Annotated in this window: 12 protein-coding genes and 1 pseudogene; 12 read left to right on the plus strand and 1 reads right to left on the minus strand. The window is 49.1% G+C overall.

Going from position 1 to position 21,370, the window contains the following annotated elements:
- The first annotated feature begins 178 nt into the window (after positions 1-178).
- The 12 genes from ACMWLG_RS24030 (at position 179) to ACMWLG_RS24085 (ending at position 20,802) form a co-directional block, all read left to right on the plus strand.
- The gene (locus ACMWLG_RS24030) at positions 179-1,711 is read left to right on the plus strand and encodes an AAA family ATPase (RefSeq protein ID WP_414763046.1); all 1,533 of its coding nucleotides are present in this window, start codon (positions 179-181) and stop codon (positions 1,709-1,711) included.
- Complete coding sequence (locus tag ACMWLG_RS24035; RefSeq protein WP_045620706.1) at positions 1,708-3,438, plus strand: Card1-like endonuclease domain-containing protein; 1,731 nt, start codon at positions 1,708-1,710, stop codon at positions 3,436-3,438. Before ACMWLG_RS24030 ends, ACMWLG_RS24035 begins: the two co-directional genes overlap by 4 nt.
- Before the next feature lies 1 nt (position 3,439).
- Entirely contained in the window at positions 3,440-4,021 is a 582-nt protein-coding gene (locus ACMWLG_RS24040; RefSeq protein ID WP_196238760.1) for a VWA domain-containing protein, read from the plus strand.
- Positions 4,014-4,742, plus strand: a complete 729-nt coding sequence (locus ACMWLG_RS24045; protein ID WP_045620705.1) for a PP2C family serine/threonine-protein phosphatase — start codon at positions 4,014-4,016, stop codon at positions 4,740-4,742. Before ACMWLG_RS24040 ends, ACMWLG_RS24045 begins: the two co-directional genes overlap by 8 nt.
- On the plus strand, positions 4,739-6,235 hold the full coding sequence (locus ACMWLG_RS24050; RefSeq protein WP_045620704.1) for a protein kinase domain-containing protein: 1,497 nt from the start codon (positions 4,739-4,741) through the stop codon (positions 6,233-6,235). Before ACMWLG_RS24045 ends, ACMWLG_RS24050 begins: the two co-directional genes overlap by 4 nt.
- The gene (locus tag ACMWLG_RS24055; RefSeq protein WP_045620703.1) at positions 6,232-9,666 is read left to right on the plus strand and encodes a DEAD/DEAH box helicase; all 3,435 of its coding nucleotides are present in this window, start codon (positions 6,232-6,234) and stop codon (positions 9,664-9,666) included. The genes ACMWLG_RS24050 and ACMWLG_RS24055 overlap by 4 nt, the downstream gene beginning before the upstream one ends.
- Positions 9,663-11,819: a hypothetical protein gene (locus ACMWLG_RS24060; RefSeq protein ID WP_200442838.1), complete on the plus strand. Its 2,157-nt coding sequence runs from the start codon at positions 9,663-9,665 to the stop codon at positions 11,817-11,819. Before ACMWLG_RS24055 ends, ACMWLG_RS24060 begins: the two co-directional genes overlap by 4 nt.
- A 47-nt stretch (positions 11,820-11,866) precedes the next feature.
- The gene (locus tag ACMWLG_RS24065) at positions 11,867-14,530 is read left to right on the plus strand and encodes a chromosome partitioning protein ParA (protein ID WP_196238761.1); all 2,664 of its coding nucleotides are present in this window, start codon (positions 11,867-11,869) and stop codon (positions 14,528-14,530) included.
- A gap of 3 nt (positions 14,531-14,533) precedes the next feature.
- Positions 14,534-18,580 (plus strand): DUF2357 domain-containing protein, encoded by a 4,047-nt coding sequence (locus tag ACMWLG_RS24070; protein WP_045620701.1) that lies wholly within the window; start codon positions 14,534-14,536, stop codon positions 18,578-18,580.
- A gap of 104 nt (positions 18,581-18,684) precedes the next feature.
- Positions 18,685-18,825 carry a hypothetical protein gene (locus ACMWLG_RS24075; protein WP_157844814.1) on the plus strand — a complete coding sequence of 47 codons (141 nt, stop codon included), beginning with the start codon at positions 18,685-18,687 and terminating at the stop codon, positions 18,823-18,825.
- 259 nt (positions 18,826-19,084) lie between these two features.
- Positions 19,085-20,212: an HNH endonuclease signature motif containing protein gene (locus ACMWLG_RS24080; RefSeq protein ID WP_084832120.1), complete on the plus strand. Its 1,128-nt coding sequence runs from the start codon at positions 19,085-19,087 to the stop codon at positions 20,210-20,212.
- Positions 20,209-20,802, plus strand: coding sequence for a hypothetical protein (locus tag ACMWLG_RS24085; protein WP_045620515.1), 594 nt, complete (start codon positions 20,209-20,211; stop codon positions 20,800-20,802). The genes ACMWLG_RS24080 and ACMWLG_RS24085 overlap by 4 nt, the downstream gene beginning before the upstream one ends.
- A gap of 308 nt (positions 20,803-21,110) precedes the next feature.
- Here the strand turns inward: ACMWLG_RS24085 and ACMWLG_RS24090 are convergent.
- Positions 21,111-21,265 (minus strand): annotated as a pseudogene (locus ACMWLG_RS24090) (ISNCY family transposase); the annotation flags it as partial.
- Positions 21,266-21,370 lie beyond the last annotated feature (105 nt).

Raw genomic sequence — 21,370 nt, forward strand, 5'->3', positions numbered from 1 at the left:
AGGCGCGGGAATAAAATCCCATTCAGACGCCGGATAGATTCAAGCAAGCCAACTTATCGTCAAAATCGGTGTTGCAAAAACGGGAGTGACCATAGATTCAGGTATGGAGCGAGACAGGGTATTCCAAATATTCGAAACGCTAAACAATAAATATAAGGGCACATTTCCCCAGGAGTCTGTGGGTGATGCTCTGGCCCTGAAAAAGAGAGCGTTATCTCGCTCCGGTTTGCTGGAGCTGGTCGATAGTCAAATAGATATTGGCCAAATCGGTGGGCTGGAACGGCTCAAAAGCTGGTTACGTAACAAGAAACACATCATTGATGATTTAACGAAAGCGCAGAGTTTGGGCATCTCGGCCCCCAAAGGTATGCTGTTAGCCGGTATGCCGGGATGTGGAAAATCAATGAGTGCAAAAGCGGTGTCTTCATTATTCAATGTTCCTCTTTTTCGTTTAGACATTGGCTCCCTGATGGGAAAATTTGTGGGCGAGAGTGAAGCAAATATGAAGGCCGCCCTAAAGGTTGCAGAACAAGCGAGCCCTTGCGTGTTGTGGATCGATGAACTCGAGAAAGCTTTTTCAGGCATTAACGGGACCGGGGGAAGCACAGAAATCACAACCCGTCTGTTTGGTTATTTTCTGACCTGGATGCAGGAGAAGCCGGGCGCGGTGTTTGTTGTGGCAACTGCCAATGACATTACCCATATCCCTCCAGAGCTATTGAGGCGGGGACGGTTTGATGAAATTTTTTATGTTAATTTACCCAGTGAACGTGAGCGAAAACAGATTTTCGCCGTTAAATTAAATCAACTGACCCTTCCACCTAAAGGGCTCGACCTTGCAGAGCTTGCAACCCTGTCTAAAGGTTTTTCCGGCGCTGATATTGAATGTGTTATCAATGATGCTTTAGAAAGTTTGTTCCGCAGTAATGAGCCTGTTCTGACCCAGGCCCTTATTAAGAAGCACATTGACCTGGTGACACCCATAAGTGTTGTTCTTAAAGAGAAAATTGCGGTCTACCAGGCGTTGTTTGAGAAATTGAGTCTCAAAGCCGCCTCCCTTGCAGAGGAAGATCTTGAGAACATTAATGCACTGAGTGACAGCGATGCAGTGTCGGAAAGAGAAAACGCCGCATCAAATGAATTTATCGCATCTGAAAAGCTCATACAATTAGTTAACGATCAAAGCCCGGTCGTTCGCCAGGCTGCCTTAAAAAACCCTCAATGTCCATTTTCAGCCTTACAGCAAGTCGTAAACAGATATTGCAAATTTGATTTTAGTAAGCCCGGCTCCTGGAGTAACAACGAAATCACCAAAAATGAGTTCGAGCTGGCATTGCAGCACCCCAATATGAGTGGCGAGCTCATTCTTGAACTCCATTCAAAGCAACTAATTGATGCGCAAAAGCTCTTATCGCTGGCCCATAAGCTTTCATTTGAGGAGCGAAAAAAAATATTTGATTTGGCAACAATAAAATTACCTCGGCCTGTTACAGCAGGTACGGTTCAGAATATTCTTTGCTTTACAGGCAATATTGTTAAATATAACGATGTTCTTATTGAGATAGATAACGAGCGAGGTAACACCCAAAAAATCAACGCTTCTGTTGACGGGCTTGTTGTCAAGGTGTGCGTCAAAACCGGTGAAACAATTCATGCAGGTGAACAGATCGCGCAAATACTCGTACCTAAAGGTCAGGGACGTATAAATTGAAAAAATATTTAATGACATGGTACGGAATGACGGATTTCAGGGCCTCTCTCGGACTGGAACAGACAACCGGCCCTGTTCTGGGGGCTTTGTTGGCGGAAGATTACACCGACGTGGTCATCCTGGGGTTTACGCGCCCGGTGAAAATCGAAAGCCACGCGGATGATGTCCAGCCAAAAATTGCCGCGACAGAAGGCGTTGACCCGGCTGCGGCAAGACAGTGTATGGGCCTGTTTTCAAATACAGAAGGTGCGCACACGCATTTCAATGAATGGCTAAATAAACAGCTTCAGGCTGCCGGTAAAAAAGTCGATGTACATTTTCAACCCGTGGAGCTGGCACATCTCAATGACACGGAAGGTATCTATGAGGCGGCAACGCAATCCCTTAACTCCGTTGCTGCCTCCGAAGGTGAAAAACTGGTTACGCTCTACCTGAGTCCGGGCACTCCGGTGATGGCATTCGTCTGGGCTTTTGCGGCCCTGAGGTACCCAACGCTAAAAAAACGTCTTATCGCATCTTCTCAGCCGGGCAAACCGCCGGAAAGAATCGTCCTGCCGAACGAGTGGCTGGAATGGCACGGAAGACAGGTCCGGACAGTCAGTGCGGGATCGGATCGGTATGATGCCATTTTTCACCTGTTCGGCGAACAGCGGATCCCTAACCTGCTTGGTGTACTCCAGTTTTCAAGCCGGAAGCATATCTTCGTGAATTCTGCCCAGTTTCCTGCCGATGTCATGAAACCGTTTCTTGGCGAAGCAGAATACGGTGAAATTGCGGTGGACCCGTATGATCCTGACAATGTCCGGTCCACCATTCTGGAGCAGATTGCGGACATGCCTGCTGAGGCGAAGATCGGCTTTAACTTAACGGGTGGCACCAAGTTGATGTATGCCGGGGCCCTTGCCGCCTGTCGCAAGGTGAATGCAACGCCATTTTATTTCGATTTTTCAAAGAAGCAGGTGATCAATCTAAATAGCTTCACGAAAAGTGAGATTGTTTCAATTGATTCGGTAGAAACATTCCTGAAGTTGAATGGTGATGGATTAACCATCTCTAAGCCCGGTCTGACTGAACACGATATTTCTCGCGAGATGATTACGGCTTCTCAGTTAATTTGGGAAAATCGTAAGTTAATGGTGTCTAAGTATCGCGAACTGAAATCTTATCTCGAAGAGAAATCATTCAAATGTTGGGGGAATGACTTCTACGCAGAGCTGACAATAGAAAAACAAGGAAAACTGACCATCGGGGGTCAGTCGTTTGTGTTTGATGAATGTCCGGATTTTATGGAATTTCTCCTGGGGAAATGGTTAGAGGTGTATGTCTTTAGTGTGTTAATGCCGTTAAAAGAATCGGCCGTACTGAAAGATATACGCCTTGGGCTTGAAGTATCCGTTGAGGACGTTGATTCGAACGATAACTTTAAGTCCTATCATGATGGGTTTAAGGAAAAAACAGGTTATCAAGAATTTGATGTTATCTGTACCGACGGATACGCTTTATTTGTTATTGAATGTAAAAGTGGGAAAGTTGAAGCACACCATATTTCGAAGCTTAGCGAAATTACCAAGCATTTTGGTGGGGTGAAAGGCAATGGGGTTATGATTTCAGCATTTCGCCCCTCACATCCTGTGGTCAAGCAAAAATCAGATGACCAGACGAATGTAAACTGGTTTTTTGGGGAGCATGCGTCAGACCGCTTGTTGAAGTTTTTTGAGAGTAATTAAAATGGACATATATTTTATTTTCGATACTTCAGGAAGCATGGATGAAATGGGGAAAATTCATCTTCAACGGAATTTAGCCCGTTATGCAATTCAAGTGCCTAGCCTAGCTCAGGAAAACTGTACGGATTTCGTCATCCGTTTATATCAGTGGCATCAGGATATTTCCGATATCACGCTACAAAGCGATGGGGATATTCCATCCTTAACCGCAAAAGGCTCCTCGAGCCTTGCTGAGCTCTCTGATTTTTTATCCCAACATGTATATAAGAGCGGGGTGGCAAGAGTTCTCATTCTGTCTGATGGCAATTTCCCCAGTTCAGACACCATCAACTTTCAAAACCAGCTTTGCACCTTCCCCGACCTCATTATCCGGACTGTTGCAGTCGGCGCTGATGCTGACCTGTTGAAGTTGCGGAAACTGTCTACAAACAACACCGTTTACCTTCCGGAGAATATCGCTTCAGCGATGAACAGCACTCTCTTTGGCTCTGATGAGCCGGTGACCGCTCCGGTATCCGCAGCCCAGATACAGCACTCCGCACCCGCTGAAACAGCTGGGCCTGAGGAGGACTGGGATGCATGATCCACTCTGGAACAGCTGGGGGGCCTCAGTAATCGGCCCCCTTCATGTTAAAGCGGGAATACCCAATCAGGATTCCTGGAGGGCGCGCCGGTATAAATGGGGAAATGTCGTCGTTGTATCGGACGGACTGGGCAGCAAGGCACATTCAGATCACGGGTCAAAAGCCGCCTGTCTAGCTGTCTTTGAGGCAGCCAGGAACTATCAGAATACCCCTGCGGCTTCTGTCGGTGATGTTCTCAGACTCATTCATGCCAACTGGCTTATGAAGATAGCGCCGTACGCTTCAACAGAGTGTTCGGCCACCTGTCTTTTCGTCATCCAGACAGAAGGAACTATCACTCTGGGTCGTCTGGGGGACGGCATGATTGCTGTCCTTGGCGAAACTGACGAACACCACCTTATCCTCAGTGATACCCGACACGATTCCTTCTCAAACTTCACAAACAGTCTTCAACAGGCGTTTAGGCCCGAACAATGGGAAACCGCGACGATTGCAAGCGCGGCGTGCCATGCCGTTGTGTTATGTACGGATGGGATATCCGATGACCTGTTACCTGAAAAACAGATGATTTTTGCACAGGAGCTCTGCTCCACGTATTCAAACGTTAAGCCTGAGGAAAGAAAGCGGGATCTTCGGCGTTGGCTCAGTGAATGGCCGGTTCCAGGACACTCCGATGATAAGACGATTGCCTGTCTGTTTAAGCAAGGAGGCACCCGGTGAGTGAATGGTTCAATAGGTATGTGGATGAATATCAGAATGTGCACATTCAGGACAAGGTGCTCGGTCAGGGGGGCCAGGGTGTTGTTTTCCGTACCAGGGACCCTGATCTGGCGATCAAACTGGTGACCGATGAGAGCGGGAACCCTGTCACCGATGACGTCTTGGTGGAACGGTATTCGAAACGCTTTAAGCGCGTCCGGCTCTTGCCTCTGCCGGAAAACCTGAATATATCCGTACCGGCAGCGCTGCTTCAGAACAAGGCCGGTTACGTGATGCAACTGTTGAGTGAAATGGTCCCGTTCAGCCATTTCTGGCTTGATGGCCAGACCGCAGAAAAAATGGGGCCTGACCAGATCCCGGCATGGCTTTCTGCCATGCCGGAGAACGAAGCTAAAAAGATCGTCCATTACTGCAAAACGGGCGGGCTAAGGCGCAGACTTCATGCGCTCTACAAGTGTGCATCATTACTGGCACGTCTCCATGGTAACGGCATGGTCTACGGTGATATCTCGCCCAACAATATCTTTATTTCAGAAGGCATGAATGATACCTCCGTCTGGCTGATTGATGCCGACAATATTCGATTTGAAATTTTGGCAGGGGGAAGCGTTGTTTACACACCAAAATACGGCGCCCCGGAGCTGGTTCAGGGCACTGATGGTGGAAGACCGTCAAGCGATTGTCATGCGTTTGCGGTGGTGGCGTTTTACCTTCTTTCTTTGATTCACCCGTTTGTTGGAAAAAAAGTGGATGGAACAGATGAAGGCGACTGGGCTGATGAAGAAAATGATGACGGGGATATAGAAGATAAGGCTTACGCTGGATTGCTCCCCTGGGTTGATGACCAAAATGATGATGCCAACTCTTCCGACAGCGGTCTGCCCAGATCCCTTCTCCTCACAGCGAAACTGACGGCCTTGTTTGAGAGCACATTCGGTCCGGGAAGGACATCTCCTTTGCTGCGGCCGACAATCTATCACTGGCCTGAAGCTCTCGCCCAGGCCGCGGATATGACCGTCACATGCCCGGGTTGCTCGATGCATTATTACTATGATTTTATTCACCCTGAAACAGAGGCGCACCATTGCCCTTACTGTACAACACCGAGGCCGCAGGTGCTCATTCTGGAGTCTTATCGATGGAAGGGCACTGACACCCCCCTGGAACTTCCCTGCTGGCGCTATGTCCGCGAGATCCCGCCGGGGTCAGAGCTGACAGTACCGAGACGCGTCTTTGATGAGTTTCTCATGCTTGATTCTGATACAGCAGAGGTGCTCATCTCTTCAGGCGATGAGGGCATTCTGATTAAAAAGTCAGATCATGCTAAAGCCGATGTCTCTGTTGCCGCTGACAGCCATCCGCAACGTGGTTTTCAGACAGTTTATTCACAGATGAAAATAGACCGTGCAACCCCGGATGTTCAGTTTTGGATGTTCTCAAACATGAATAGTCCCCGGTTGGTTAAATGCATGATCAGCGGAAGTGACAAATGAAACTCAAAGACATAAATGCTGAAATCACTTTTGAATTATGGATGACGCCGGCGCTGTACGAAGAGACGCCAACCACGGGGGTGGGCTCTATTGCTCCTCACCAAAATGACCAGGCATACAGATTAAGAATCGATGGCCGGCAGTGGAGCATGGTGCTTCGGGATACTCCGGCCGGAAACGATCTGAATTTTCACTTAAAAAGAGGCTGTGCGCACCTTGCCGAAGTCATGCTGGTTGCCCAGGATCGCAGTGTGTTGGTGAAAATTGTCTTTTTTAACGGCGAAATTGTTGAAATTGGTGATGTGGAGATCGGCATTGATGAGCGCATAGAGTTAACGGCGAAAAGAAATGGCATTCGCTTCAGTGGCACTGAAGAGCTGGGGGGCGTATTAAACGAAAAATGTAACATCAACGTTGGTGGCGACGATTACTTTCTGCTAATGAGTGGACCATCCGCTAGGGCTGACTTTGAAGCGGATATGTCTGAAGAGGGAGGCTCACCTGATCCCCAGGGCGTTGTACAGGAAAAATACAGGGAATTTTCTGTCTATGGTGAGAGGGTGCGTATTCCGGTTGAAAGGCGCAATGCCGAGCCGTTCAGGGATATCTATTTTGCGACCAAAGCTATCTTTAGAGACGAGCATAAGAGGGAAGGAGCATTACGTCTGGCAAGGGGGAGGGTCCGGTTTACTGATTACACGAAGACGGGACGCATCCGTGCTTTAGCTGCCGGCGCGATGAGTCAGCTTTCCAGGGAAACTGGGAGTTACCTGAAACAGTGGGACGAATACGGCGCAATTGAAGGTGAAATGTTGCTGGCCCGTGCAAAAGCTGTTGGCAGGGTGGATTATCATGGCACTGAACAGACAACAAAAGGGGTTAAGTTCTTTGTGTCGTCTGTTCCGGAACAACTTAGCGAAGGCGATGAGATAGAGATCACCTCCGAGGAGCCTTTATACCTCAGGGCTCCGGATCTTACTTGGGAAGCTTACAGCAAGGCTCTGGAAGAAGAATTTGCCACCAAACGGGATCGAAAAAAGAACGATGCTGAAATATCCGTTTCTGTTTATGCCCCGATCCTGACAATTTCAAAGACCAGTATTGAACTGGATCTGCCGTCAATTCCGTCCGGTCAGATGTTTTTGATCCTGTCCATCAATGGCGACAAGATTCAGATTGAAAGACGAATGCGGGCACGTTCAGCCATTCTGGAAGGACGCTGCGCAAATCCGCTTCTTGGCCTGCTTATTGAAGAAGGCGGTATACTCCCGGACATACAGCGTGTCACCAAACTGAAACCTTTGACGTCTTTTGTGAAAGAGAAAATTTTCAGGCATGAACCAACGCCTAAACAGACAGAGGCCATCGATGTCGCACTGAACACCCCGGATATTGCGCTTGTTCAGGGGCCTCCGGGAACAGGGAAAACAACGGTTGTGACAGCCATTCTTGAACGGCTCAATGAGGAATATGATAAAACCCGCTCGATAAGAGGTCAGATACTTGTCTCCGGTTTTCAGCATGATGCCGTTGAGAATATTGTGGCAAGGCTGAGTGTGAATGCGCTTCCGGCAGTGAAGTTTGGCACCCGGTCTGGTGGCTCAGAATTTACGACAGATGCCGTTACTGAAAAACTGAACAAATGGTGCGCCACTGTCGCCGGAAAGATTCGAACCAATAACCCTCAAATGGCTCAGACGGAGCATCAGGTCAGACTGACAGAGCAGTTTGTCGCCTATTCACTGTGCCCCTCAAAGAACAACACCGCCAGTTTAATAAAGCGTATTCTGGATTTGCCCAGAGACGTGATTTCTGAAGATATCACCCGTGAGGCTGAAGACATCATCCATTCCCTGCAAACGGAGCCCACGTCAGACGATCCTTCCACCTTGCGGCTCGTGAGGGCTCTGCGTGTCAGTGAAGCCGCCTTTGTTGACGACGGTGCGGTAAGAGCGGTTGATTTACTGGACAAGATAGAAGACGGACCGGCTAATCCGGATTTACGTGTTCTTGAAAAAGCGGCTCGCTGGCGCAGCGGTAAGCCGCTGAATTTTCTTCCAGAACTCAGAGAACTGAAAGCATCACTGCTCTATCAATATCTGCCCTCGCCTGATTTCAGGACAGAAAAACCAAGAGAGGATGTGTTGAGACTGGTGACAACGGTATCTCAGCGTCTGGAGAAAGAACTCAGTTCAACCCGTAAACGGGATGCAATACTGGCTGAGTTTTTACATGAGCTTGAAGACAATCCTGATGGCGTACGTGAGGCCATAGAGGACTACAACTTTGTGTATGCGGCCACCACGCAACAGGCTGTCGGAAAAGACATCATCCGGTCAAAGAATAAAAACGTCCAATATGATCAGCGAACGGAAATGGTTAAGTACGACACGGTGATCATCGATGAGGCCGCGAGAACCAGTCCGCGAGATCTGCTTATCCCGATGTCCCAGGCGGTGAAAAGGATAATTCTTGTCGGGGACCACAGGCAGTTGCCTCACCTGATTGACCAGGAGGTCGCCAGAGCTCTCGAAGGTGACGATCGTTCAGCTCCGCCGGTTGATGTCGATTTTGTGAAGAAAAGCATGTTTGAGTATCTGTTCAACCGCCTGAAAAAACTGGAGGAGAAGGACGGCATCAAGCGAACGGTGACACTGGATGCGCAGTACCGGACACACCCGTTGTTGGGGGAGTTTGCAAGCCGCAACTTTTATGATCGATACAATGAAGGTTATCGTTCTCCTTTAGGCGCTAAATATTTTACCCAGAAGTTAAACGGCATCGAAGATAGCGCCGCCGTCTGGATCCATGTGCCCAATGAGGCTGGAAAAGAGCAGCGTCTTGAGAGTGGCAGTCGTGATAGAGAGGCTGAAGCTAAAATTATCGCCAAGCGACTAAGTGACTGGATTAAGTCAGATGAGTCCACTGCAGATTATATGAAGACGTTAACCCATGATGACAGGCAACCCGGCCTTAGCTTTGGTGTCATCAGTTTTTATAAAGCCCAGGTATTTGCTGTTTATAAAGCCCTGCAAAAATACGGTATCACGGAACGGGCACAGGATGGTACATGGCAGATATGTCAGGAATACCGCTTTCTCGACAATGGTGAAGAGCGGCTCCGCATCGGCACCGTTGATGCCTTTCAGGGGATGGAATTCGACATTGTGTTTCTTTCCATGGTGAGGTCTCAGGATATGAACGCCTTGCCGCCTCATATACGCAACGAGGAGGATGACAAAAAGAAACAGCAAAAACTTTTCGGGCATCTCATGTCGGAAAACCGCCTCTGTGTGAGTATGAGTCGCCAGAAGAAGGTCCTGGCCATAGTGGGAGATGGCGTGTTTGCGAACACCCAGATAGCGGAGGATGCCGTTCCGGCCCTGAAAAACTTCTATGATTTGTGCCATGAAAAGGGGGTGATCCTGTGAGTGCAAAACCCAAAGATCATCGTCCTAAAGTCATCAGTTTCCGCACCGCACTGGATGGATTGAACATCGCTGCCAGACAAAGTGTTCTGTGGCCATGTCATGCCTTCAACATCTCACTTCCGCAAAAGAAAAAGAGCGGTCTCAATGTATTTGAAGAAACTGTTCTGAAGATCACAGAGATTGAATCCGGCGACACAGAAACGATTGCGCAGCTCACGTGCCTGGAGAAGGAGCTGGTGGCTTTTATTCAGAGTCGCCTCAACCAGCTCGGTCTTTTGAATGATCGCTATGAGTTGTCTCAGCAAGGACAGGCGCTTTTGAACGAGTGGCAGAATAAATCCGACGGAGATCTGGAATACACCGTGGCCACTGTGTTTGTGGATCTGCTGTACGGAAAGCTTCTACCTTATGTCAGTACAAAACAGCTGAGCTACAAAAAAATAGAGACCCTTTACTCAAAAGAGAATCTTCAGAAAAAGGGGGAGTTTGAACACTATGTGAATTTTTTCATCACCCCCACTGATGATAAATACATTCGGGCGATTCAGATACGTCCAGCAAACGACGCTTTCTGGAAAACCGTTCCTGACGCCAACGACATCATCAGAGCTATCAGGGAATTTAAGAGGAAATATAAGCGGCAGGCGCTGTTGAACCAGGGCGTAGAGCAGTACCCGCCTCCGATCCCTGTGGCTGAAGCCATATCCTTACAGGCGAATCCGGAACTGGTTTACCTGCATTGCCACGCCCTGATCCAGACAGGCAATTCTGACATTCTGGTGACGGATGGATGCGGCTTCGGCTTCTCTGAGAGCTTTGCCAGTTACCTTATGTCTCAGAATTGGCAGTGGGTCATCGACCTGAAGAATAAAGGGGTTGTCGACACGCTGAACCCCGACCAACGCAATGAAGAGGCTGAAGAAGACTCTTCAGCGGCGGATGAGTTGAAGCAATATCCGCGGATAGCGCGCCCACTTCGGCGCGCACAAGCGTATCTGTCAGACGCTGAAAAAATCAGGATTGATTCATCAAATGATGAGCAGGAATTCACCCGCCTGACCGGCCTGGCGGTCGTCGCCCTTTATGAAGCAATAGAATGGGCATTGCGGTTTGTTGTTTCGGATAACCCAGTGACGCACTGGGAGCGATTATTATCGTCACAGTCCTACAGGGAAAATGAAAAGATACTTCGCTCGTTTGCCACCCGGATTGGGTTTGATGTTTCAGAGAGTGTGAAGGGCCTGCTTCAGGTTAAACCCGGCAAAATCAGAGCCGTTAACCATGGTGCTTCCGAGATGCAGCCGCTACTGGCTATGGCAATCGCCGGGGCGATCAATGATCCCAGCCATCCACTTAATCGTCTGGCCATTGAAGACGCAGGATGTCTCTCTTTTATTCACGCGCTGAAAGACGTCAGGGATCCTGTTTCCCATGGAAACGCAATGGGTGTGCAACTCTCAAGGGAAACCCTTCAGGGCTATTGCAGGAGAACCGTTCGGCTTATTCAATTACTGATACCGGATATCACGCGGGATGCTGATACAGCCAAAACACGGCAGAAAACCGATATTGATCAGGTCAGACTGAAGGCCAGGATCGAACTGGACAGGTCATTGGGGCTGGGTTTCGTCCACGCGGTTTCCCCGTCGTTGCGGGAAGAACTGGTCAAAGTGACGATCTTAAACCAGATGACGACTCTGGATAATGAACAGCAACAGCGCTACATAAATTTACTGGCGTCCATTATGCAACTGTCGTTATTTGAAGCCGCTAAGGACCGGATAACCCCCTTCAAAAACCGAACAAACCTGAAGGATGAGGCGATTGAAAAAATCGTTCAATCCGGTTTTTATCCCACACCTGATGCCATACCAGTGCAAATCAGCACGGTAAACAGCAGTCGACTCTCTCGTGCTGTGCAAGGTTCAAGCACAACTCTTGGGGCTCAACTTCTTGCGCTTTGTTTATTGGCATCAGAAAGCGAAAGGGTCGCACTCAAAAGGTCTTTTCCGGATTGTTTCGAGCTTATCGCCAGTTTAATCAAACTGCGTGGGCACGGTAATCAACAGAAATTTGACTATTCAAGGGAATACCTGGCGTCATTAAAAATGAACGTTTTCAAACTCATCAAAATAATTATGGAAGAATTTTAGTGGACTCTAAAAAAAATAATAGCGTTCAGTTTACTGCGGATAATGATATGGCAGATCTGACGGATAACACAATCAACGTAACGGAGAGTGAGTTCCTGAATAAACTGCAGGAACTGAAGGAACGGGAAGACTTTCTGACGCAAAAAGAAACGGTTTTAGCCCAAAAGGAACAGGCGCTACAGGCGGCTAAAGACGCGATGGCCCAAAAAGAAGCAGAGCTGAATGATAAATATGTTCATCTTCAGGAGATGGAGCTTCAGGCAAAAAACGGCTTTCCGCAATTCTTTGAGGAAAAGTTCGCAGCATTCAAAAAACAACTGGCGCAGCGGGAAGCTCAGTGTGTAAGTGAGCGGGAAACTCTCGAAGCTGAAAAGGAAAAATTGCGGCAAAGAGAGGTCGCTGTTCAAAAGGCGGAAATCCAAAGGGACAGGGGGTATGCCGATGAAAGGGCCAGGCTTGATGATGAACTCTTCAGTCTCAGAAAAGGACAGGAAAAGGATCTGGAGTCAAAACGCGCCAGCGCCCTGACGGCCCTTGAAGAAGAGCTTACAGTGGAGAGAGTCTCCAGAATAGCAAACCTGGGGAAAGAGATAGCTGACCGGCTAAGCGCGCATGAAGCTGCTATTCAACAGGATAAGGATGAACTTGAACAAAAAAGAAAGGCATTCCTTAAGAACCAGGCGGAGCTTGATGAGCTCAGGGATGAACTTGAGTACCAGAAACAGCGCCTTCGCTCTCATAAAGACCGACTCGAGGAAAGAGAATCTGATCTGAACCTTGAGGTGGATGCCAGGGTTGCTCAGCGGAAACACTCTTTCGAGAGTGAGAAGTCTGTGCTTAACGATGAAATTGCCCGTTTGAGGGAATCCCTCAAAACAAGCAGTGCCCTCATTTCAAACTTCGAAGTACTGAAGCATAAGCTCGGTGATGAAGATCCTGCCGCCGTTTTACTTAAGCTGAAAACCTATGAAGAGGAAATCAACACCCTGCGCGAGGATCTTGCCACACGCCCAACACAGGAGATGCGGGACGCCTTTGATCGTTTGACGTCTGAACAGAACGAACTGAAGCTGGCCTGTGAGCGATTCTCTGAAGAAAATGAGGGGCTCAGAAGTGCAGCACGCGCACAGTCAGATCTGGAAATGCAGGTAGCGGAACTGACCGATAAAAACAAATCGCTGCTGAGGCGGTTTGAATCCGTGGATGCCGACAACAACCGCTTGATGGAGGAGCTTAAACGCTTGCAATCCTCTTACGAACGGGAACAGGACCGTGAGGCAAGGATTCGGGACATTGAAACGCCATACGTTCAAAAGGAACTGCCTCGTGCGGTTGAAAACGTTGAAGAGCTTCAATGGCTGGATGGCATCCGTCAATCCTGCATCGATTATGGGCTGAGATTCCCGCGGCGAATTTTACATGCATTCCACACGGCACTAAAAACGTCGGAGTGGTCTCCTGTGACTGTTCTGGCAGGCGTGAGTGGAACCGGAAAGTCTGAACTGCCAAGGCTGTATTCACATTTTGGCGGCATAAACTTTTTGAGTCTGGCCGTGCAACCCAACTGGGACAGTCAGGAATCCATGCTGGGTTTCTTCAACTCTATCGATAACAAGTTCGATGCCCAACCGGTTCTGCGTTTACTGGCACAAAGTCAGAAGGCGCAGGCTGAAGGCTATCCTTTTGGTCTTAAAGATGCCATGAATCTGATATTGATGGATGAAATGAATCTTGCCCATGTCGAACTCTATTTTGCGGAATTCCTGAGCAAGCTTGAGCTGCGCAGAGGAATGAAAAAAGAACTCCCCTTCCTTGATGTTAAGCTGGGGGCCGGAATTCAGCCCTATCAATTGCCAATCGGTCGTAATGTGCTCTGGGCTGGCACAATGAATCAGGACGAGACAACGAAATCCCTCTCAGACAAGGTCCTCGACCGGGGAATTGTCATCAACTTTCCCCGACCGACTACGCTGGAAAGACGCCGTCAGCTGATTCCGTTGGGCGACCAGGCGCCATTACTGTCCCGCAGACTGTGGGAGAGTTGGTGGTGCAGAGAAAGTAAATTCAGCGATGATCAGATTTTGCCCTTTAAGGGTTTTATTGAAGACATGAACGATGCTCTTTCTAAAGTCGGAAGAGCACTGGGGCACAGGGTGTGGCAATCGATCGAATACTACATGGCAAATTATCCTGATGTGCTCGACGCCCAGAGAAAAAATGATGATGCAGGCCTGGTCAAAGCCATGAAAGTCGCTTTTGAAGATCAGCTTGTTCAAAAGGTTATGCCTAAGCTGCGCGGCATCGAAACCCGAGGTAAATCCAGAACGGACTGTCTTGACCGAATTCGTACTCAACTGGTGAATGACAACTATACGATAATCGAAGATTTCGATCTGGCGTGCGAATTTGGTTACGGTCAGTTCATCTGGAGCAGTGCTAATTACTTAAAAGACGATGAGTCATTGAATGTTCAAACTGGTAACAACGCCAGTGCCAGTGAAGCCAGTATGCTGTCATCTGAACACGCCGGACTTCATCATCGGTCTGCTGCAGGCGCAAGCGCTATTCCTGCTGAGCTCAGCGGGTATGCAAGTAATAGTGCAAGGGAACTCTGGCAGCTGACAACAAACGAAATAATGACCGTCCTGAAATGTGATGCAAAAGAAGCAAAGGCTATCAAGTCTTTGTGTAATGCGACCAGGGAATCATAAGCCATGGAGGGTACATTCAAAATTGACTCTGTTGAGTCTGTTTACAGGGGTCTAAATAATACCGATGAGTTAAAGGCTCATGCCCAGTTAATTCTTGTGGTTCGCAACTGGCTGACGGAAGTGTCGAACTTCGACCCAGTATCCGGACTTGTCCTGCATACCGGTATCGACGATTTCTTGGATGTTGTGGCGAAATCGGTGCGGGATACCTCACCAGAGGAGGAGACAAAAGACCGTATCTATCGCGTGGTATCACATGTGAAGGACGCTGTCCTGGCAATAATGGAGCATACCCGGGATAAGGTGATACGCGAACATGCCATGCTGCCGATATATGCGGCGAGAGAGGTTGACAGCAACAGTGTTCAATGGCTAAGCCGTCAGCCGGGCAGGACACTCCGAGAAAAGCTTTCCGGTAAGCCTTATATGAAGGCCGTCAGACGGAGGAGCAGTGTGGATACGTCGGAAAACAGACTGATGAGAGCTTTTCTCTTCCGGCTGGAACACATTCTGACAGAAAGACAGGGTGCATTATCTGCCGCAAAAGAAGAGACCTGTGAGGACATACTTGTTTCCCTTCAGCGATGGCTAAGAACTGACGATGCCGCTGAAATCGGTGCATGGGGAAATCTTCCACCCAACAATACGCTTCTGCAGGACAAGCGCTATCGAAAAATATGGGATGGTTGGCTCTGGCTCCAGGCCAGCGACGTTCAGATAACCGAGGACAGCAAACGGCTTAATAAAGACCTACTCACCGTTATCTACTGGAATACACTTTCCCAGCTTTACGCGAGTGGTGGCTTTCGGACAGTTCAGCAACCGGTCGGCTTTGATTACGACAACTTTTCTATCGTGCCTGAATTTCCCATTCGGGGATATCTATTCCCCGGGTACGGCGCAAAGAAAAAAGGGAAGGTTAAGTTCATTAAGCCAGAGAGTTTATTCGGATTTATCACGTCTGAAGAGGGTGTGGATTTATTTTTCCACCAAAAAAATCTATCTCAAAAATTAGACATAAACTCACTAACTGCTGGAGATGAGGTGTCTTTTGTCATTGGCAGTAACCCAAAGGGGGAATGTGCTGATGACATCGACCGTCTAGCGGGGATCATCCCTGTGGCGTTCAATTTGACGGGGGATAAATGGGAGATACACGTCGGTGAGGATAAGTATTTATTACATATCGTTTCGGGGTATCTGGTTATTGCGTCAGCTCAGGGCGTAAATAAAAAATTAAAAATCGAGCCTGCAGCGATCAACGAGATACCGAAGACGATAATGTCATTCGTCACGGATGCCCCGCCTGAATACGCTGCGCCGACGAATACTGAACGTGACCCGATACGGATGGAGAGCACCGTTGTGGATCTGTGTTCAGTCCGTCCTGCGTTCACGCACGGTACAGGCTCCCAGGCGCATCTGCCATTCAGGTTGGTTCAGCAGTACTGGCCCCTGCATTCTGATGGCGAAGTGGAGATTGACTGCGGTTACGCTAAATGCATCGCCCTGCATTCCGGTATTCAGACGGTCAGCATGAGGAGCCTTTTTTCACCTGACTCAACACTGCCCGAGGCTACTAAAAGCCGGGCATCGATGTTTTTTATTAAAAAGTTGAGTGACTATATCAAGGCAGATAAGTTGACCTATCTTATTCCTGATTGGGGGAATGATTTCGATCTGGAGGGGATACGAAAAAGCACCAATTTTTATTTTGATGAGTCAACTCCGCTTCCCAAAAGTATCGCTGCTATCTTTGCATGGCAATCGTCGAAGAAATTTGTACAGGACAGCGTCCAGGGCAATGATGTTGTGCTGGTGATTGATTCCTTTGACGGTGGCATTTCAGTAACCCCGGTTCAGGCAATTTACCAACCGGAGCTTGAGGGACTGTTGCCTGAGACAAAAGGTATTAGCTGGGAAAGACATCCTACGGTTAATCAGCCCGACAGCGGCATTCATAATGCCATGGTCCGCAATCTTGACGGGAATGGCTGCCAGACATCTGAAGACCTTCTTCATTTGTTTGGATTCGAGGGTTTAGCCAGCGATGCCGGAGACGTGTCTTTTGTCAACGATGAACGCTGGTATCACGTTCCTGGTTCTGTTCGGGAGGTTCTGACTCAGGATCTAGATCTCAGCATATTGTCAAACACCGCCATCAGTAACTGCCTGAACTCTGCAAACCTGGATTGTCGGGGCGCGAATGTCTTTATCCTGCCTCTTGACGTTACCCTCAGGAAACCCGATGGGCGAATGGATTATAAGTGGCTGGGGTCTGCATGGTCGCCAATTAAAGGTTGCCAGACCTTAAACAGATGGCAGGGGGAAGTGGGTGATATGACCCTCTGGCGTGATCATCTGCCAGCGCTATCAATAGAGGTACAGAGTGACAAAGGGTATAAGGTTAATTTTTATCTTGTAAAAGACGCGACAGTAACGCCGCAACGTGGCAGAACGGTGGATATACCCGTGGAAGAATGGTTCACGCTTCCCGCGGGACAAACGCATTATCGTTTTCCCCTGCAACAGGGAGAAGGCAATAAAGAGATGCGGTTTGTTGCATACCTGATGTCGCCAGCTTTTCCATTAAAGAAGGACACAACGTGCAAGCTGAAGATGACCTATACCTATGGCGCGGATGACCCGTACGAACTGAAATTCCTTCCGCTGGATTCAGCGGAAGCAGGTTTTAAATCTGTCCGAGTTGAGTGGCGCTCAGCATCAGAAAGGGGGATTGCCGATCTGGCGAACTTACCGATTCCGGATTTCCCGGCCAGAAAAAGCTGGTCCGATTTTCAGTCCTTCCCGAAAGACGATGGTAAGAGCGTCTCTGACCTCCTGGACTGGTGTTGCTCCAAAATTGCAGGTTTGAATGATCTGGTCTCCTTTGATTATGAAAAGGAATTTCAATCCATCCTGAATAAAAGAAAAGTCGGCTATCTGGAATGGGGAAGCACAGACAGTAACGGGAAATACTATTGTCGCGTCAATGTTGAGGGACAGAGTGTGTTTTGCCACAGTTCTCACTTTATTGAGGCTGTTGATGAAAACTCCCTGCATAAAGGCTGCCCGGTTTATCTGGATGTATTTACGAATGAAAAAGGGCCTTACGGGGCAACGATATCCTTTTTGGAGCGCGTCCCCTCACAGCTTCAGGAGAAGGCACAGGATACCCTCAATCGGAAGCTGTCCAGAACCATTGAATATGCTGAAAAAGGGATCTTCAGCCTCCGTTTCCCCGCATTAACCATCTGGAATCACGGTCACTCGCTTTCCGAGCCAGATGTGCCCGACCATTTTAGAAACGCGATACTCGACGGAACGCAAAAGATCATATCGATAATTGAGTCTGAAAATATGCCGGACACGCTTAAAGAGGAGCTTTTCTTCTTTCTGTGCTGTCTGCATAAGGACGCCCCTGAAATGGTTGGCTCCCGGCTTCTTGATGCAGTGAAGGATAGAAAGCTGTTGCGGAAGTACCACAAGAATATTGCTTTCGCCATCGGTAATGCCGACCTGTCTTACCAACAAGTGCTGTTGGAGAATGTCATTGATCCCATTGATAATGAGGGCCTGACCAGATCCATTACCCTGGAAGTTTTGTCGATAGTGCTTTGGCGTTCCAGAACAGTGATCAACAGATTGACTAAAGAGAAGCTCGAGGCTTTATCCGTAAGCTTATATCGTTGCCTCAGGTTCGATATTCAAAAGCTGGATAGTGAAGGAACGAGATACCAAATCGCGACTCTTGGTAAGCATCTGGAGCTTCTGCTGGCATTGCTGAGAAGCAGAGGTTCCGAGGATGAAGGTCTAAAAATGATTTTCGCGCCAGATAATGAACGGACCCAAAAATTTGTGGACCTGATCGATCGCGTTTCCAGGTTAGTGATCGACAACAATATCGGTTTGCAGTCTCGCATCAATCTGCAAATTGAAAAGCCGAAAATTTTTCTTAATACTCCCGACCTTTTATATGCATTACGCATGTATCTGACGGGAGACGCAGGTGCAAGCGCGATAGGCATTACGTCTGTTTCAGACGATTAACCAAACGGTCCGAGTCGAGTGAAGCAGGGCCTAATTGTTGTTATCTATCTTATTGGCGTGTTCTTAGAGAGCCTTCTCACTATCGTGTCGAAGGTTCTTTAAATATGAATGACCTGATTATGCGGGATATTGACAGAATGACGGGCAAAACCCATGCCCAGTGTGACGATGTAAAGCGCGAAGCGCAGATCCACATTCACACCGCCAGCGACGTTAATTCGAACAGGCCGAGAAGAGAGGCCTGAAACTCACCGAATGGCTGATTGAGGCGGCAGAGCAGTTCTACAGTGAAGAAACAGCGGATCCTGAACCACGCAAATAACCGCCCCGGCGGTTACCGGGCAAGAGAGGCAATAAATGGGCAAGGGCAAACGAGCACGAGCAGCATCTAATGCGGCGCGTCATCCGAATACCACGGCCAAACAGATGATCCGCGAGCGCAACCAAATCGCTGACAGCATTGTTAAGGGATTACGCATAGCGCAGCAGGATGTCAGCAAGGTAATGACGAACGTGACTCACTTGCTGGCGGTGGGGATGACAAAAAGTGAAGTGGTCAGGGCTATGAATACAGATCCTCTCGTTATCACCTCCCGGGGGAGGGAAGTTGCTTACCGCGAAAAATTGGCTCGTATGGCCGCTCTTCGCCGCGAAAACAAAGAAAGAACAGCCCGCTCAAACCCGCACCACCTGCTGAAAAAGTCGAAAGGCAAGCAGACGGTAACAGCTAAACTGGATCCGTGGGTTGTTGCGCGTACAGCTTCCGGTGCCGAAGCCACTAAGCCCTTGACCTTTGGCACTGTCCAGGATATAGGCGAGCGTGTGACACCTCGTCAGGTGGAGGGCTTCAATCAGCGTAAGCTGGGCGGAACTGACACCCCCGCCGTCGCTATCAGGACCTATGATTTACCGATAGCCAAACCCAAAGCGGCCACCCAAACCGGTAAGCTGTCCGGCATTGAAGCGGCCATGAAGCGGATCCCCGCCGCGCAGCGTCATCAGTTTGCCTTGTTCGTGCATAAGCACCTCGCCAGTGGCATGACCGTACAGCAAATGGCCAAGCAGTTCCTGGGTAAACCGCTGGCCGAGCCCCTGAAGACCAGGCCTGCAGCCAACGAGACGGTAACTGTCACGCAGGTAGTTAATGCTCCGGTTGAGGTTTCCGCGCCGGAAGTGATTGATATGGCCGTGCCCGTTGCGCTTCTGATGAAAGACATCACACCGCCCGAGCTGCGCGACGGTCGCGAGCTGAAAGGCGGCTCCTCCGAGCGCGTTGTCATGCAGCGCGACGCGGCCATACAGGCAGAGTTTAGGGTATTGGTTCGCCAGAACTTTGGCGGCCGTTGTGCGGTGTCTGGTAAGCATCTGGGCGGCGTGCTGGAGGCTGCGCACATCGAAGGTGCAGATCTGGGTTGCTACAGCGTCGGCAACGGTATCCTGCTGTCGCCGACACTGCACAAGCTGTTTGACCGCCATTTGATGGGTGTTAACCCTGAAACACTGACTGTTCACTTTAAGCCAGGCATTGAGTTTGAAGAGTATGAAGGCCGCGTGATCATTCCCTTGATTTACAACCTGGACAAAGCGCGTCTGGCCGTTCGCTGGGCCGAATACTTGAGCGGCACAAAGTGAAAGACGTTTTATACGCAGACTTGGCTAACGAACTGCGCAGCGCCACGCGGCCAGCCATTGTGGTAATCGACAGTCTGTATTTCGACATGCCGGAGGTTGCCGAACGTCTTAAACAGGATGCGGGGATCACGCCGTTATTCCTTAAGCTTGCCTTTAGCCTGTCCGAAAACGCACGCCAGAGGCAGCTGAATATCCTGGCAAAGATGGACGGCAAACCCGTGATCTTTGTTGATCAGTATCCGCTGGCCGTTCACTGGGAATCTGGTTTGGCAGGCTTCCAGCTGCTTAACGAAGAAAAGAAAGCGATCCTTGACCGGATTCAGGCGGAAAACGAGTGGATCAGGAGTGCACCGACCAAAGAAGAGCGCACCCGTCGCCAGGACGAATCCATGAACCGCGCAATGTCCGGCATGGGTAACGCGATGTCCAACTTGCTGGAAGAGTCACGCGCTATCAGTGCAGAACGAGACGAGAAGGTTGCGAAAGTCATCGAAACCGAGGATGGAGCTGCCTTTAAGGCGCTGGAAGAAGAGTACAGCGAACAGAACATTTTCAGACGACTACAGAATCGCATATGGGGTAAAAAATAAAGAGCTTTGAAGGAGCAAAAATGCTCCTGCACCAGGCCGTCTCCTGACATGCACCCTAACCACATCGTACATTTGCTCCCATTGCCTTAAGGTGTGGGCGACCCATCCTAAATTTTCCCCAGAAGCGTAGGCGATGATCGCCAAACTTGACCCTGACCCAAAATCCTGCGCCATTCAGAAACAGAATGCCGGCACGATCTACATTGAATCGCCACGAGTTTAACAGTCACCTCGGCGGCGTCAGTCCGGAGGCCTTCGAACAGGCCTCATCGTGAGGACAGAATTTGTCTACGAGCGTGGGGTCAGTCCACCAGACCTGCAGCACCAGATTCACGAAAGCGGTTCATCAAACGCTGAGTCTGACGTTCGGTCAGAGCAAGTTGGTGTGCAGCATCACGACGGCGCATGCGCTTTCGACAACCGACTGAATGACATTAATCCGGTTCAGTTCTTTATCTGACATGGTCACTAGGGAAGGTGCGAACAAGTCCCTGATATGAGATCATGTTTGTCATCAGGAGCCATGGAACAGGGTTCATCATGAGTCATCAACTTACCTTCGCCGACA

The organism is Enterobacter sp. 01-M-02-SI-ECC, assembly GCF_047530595.1.
Lineage (GTDB): Bacteria > Pseudomonadota > Gammaproteobacteria > Enterobacterales > Enterobacteriaceae > Enterobacter > Enterobacter cloacae_M.

Bases quoted from the DNA above. Each gene is read 5' to 3' on its own strand.
- ACMWLG_RS24080 (WP_084832120.1), top strand. From the start codon at position 19,085: ATGACGAACGTGACTCACTTGCTGGCGGTGGGGATGACAAAAAGTGAA.
- ACMWLG_RS24070 (WP_045620701.1), top strand. From the start codon at position 14,534: ATGGAGGGTACATTCAAAATTGACTCTGTTGAGTCTGTTTACAGGGGT.
- ACMWLG_RS24045 (WP_045620705.1), top strand. From the start codon at position 4,014: ATGCATGATCCACTCTGGAACAGCTGGGGGGCCTCAGTAATCGGCCCC.
- ACMWLG_RS24040 (WP_196238760.1), top strand. From the start codon at position 3,440: ATGGACATATATTTTATTTTCGATACTTCAGGAAGCATGGATGAAATG.
- ACMWLG_RS24055 (WP_045620703.1), top strand. From the start codon at position 6,232: ATGAAACTCAAAGACATAAATGCTGAAATCACTTTTGAATTATGGATG.
- ACMWLG_RS24075 (WP_157844814.1), top strand. From the start codon at position 18,685: ATGAATGACCTGATTATGCGGGATATTGACAGAATGACGGGCAAAACC.
- ACMWLG_RS24065 (WP_196238761.1), top strand. From the start codon at position 11,867: ATGGCAGATCTGACGGATAACACAATCAACGTAACGGAGAGTGAGTTC.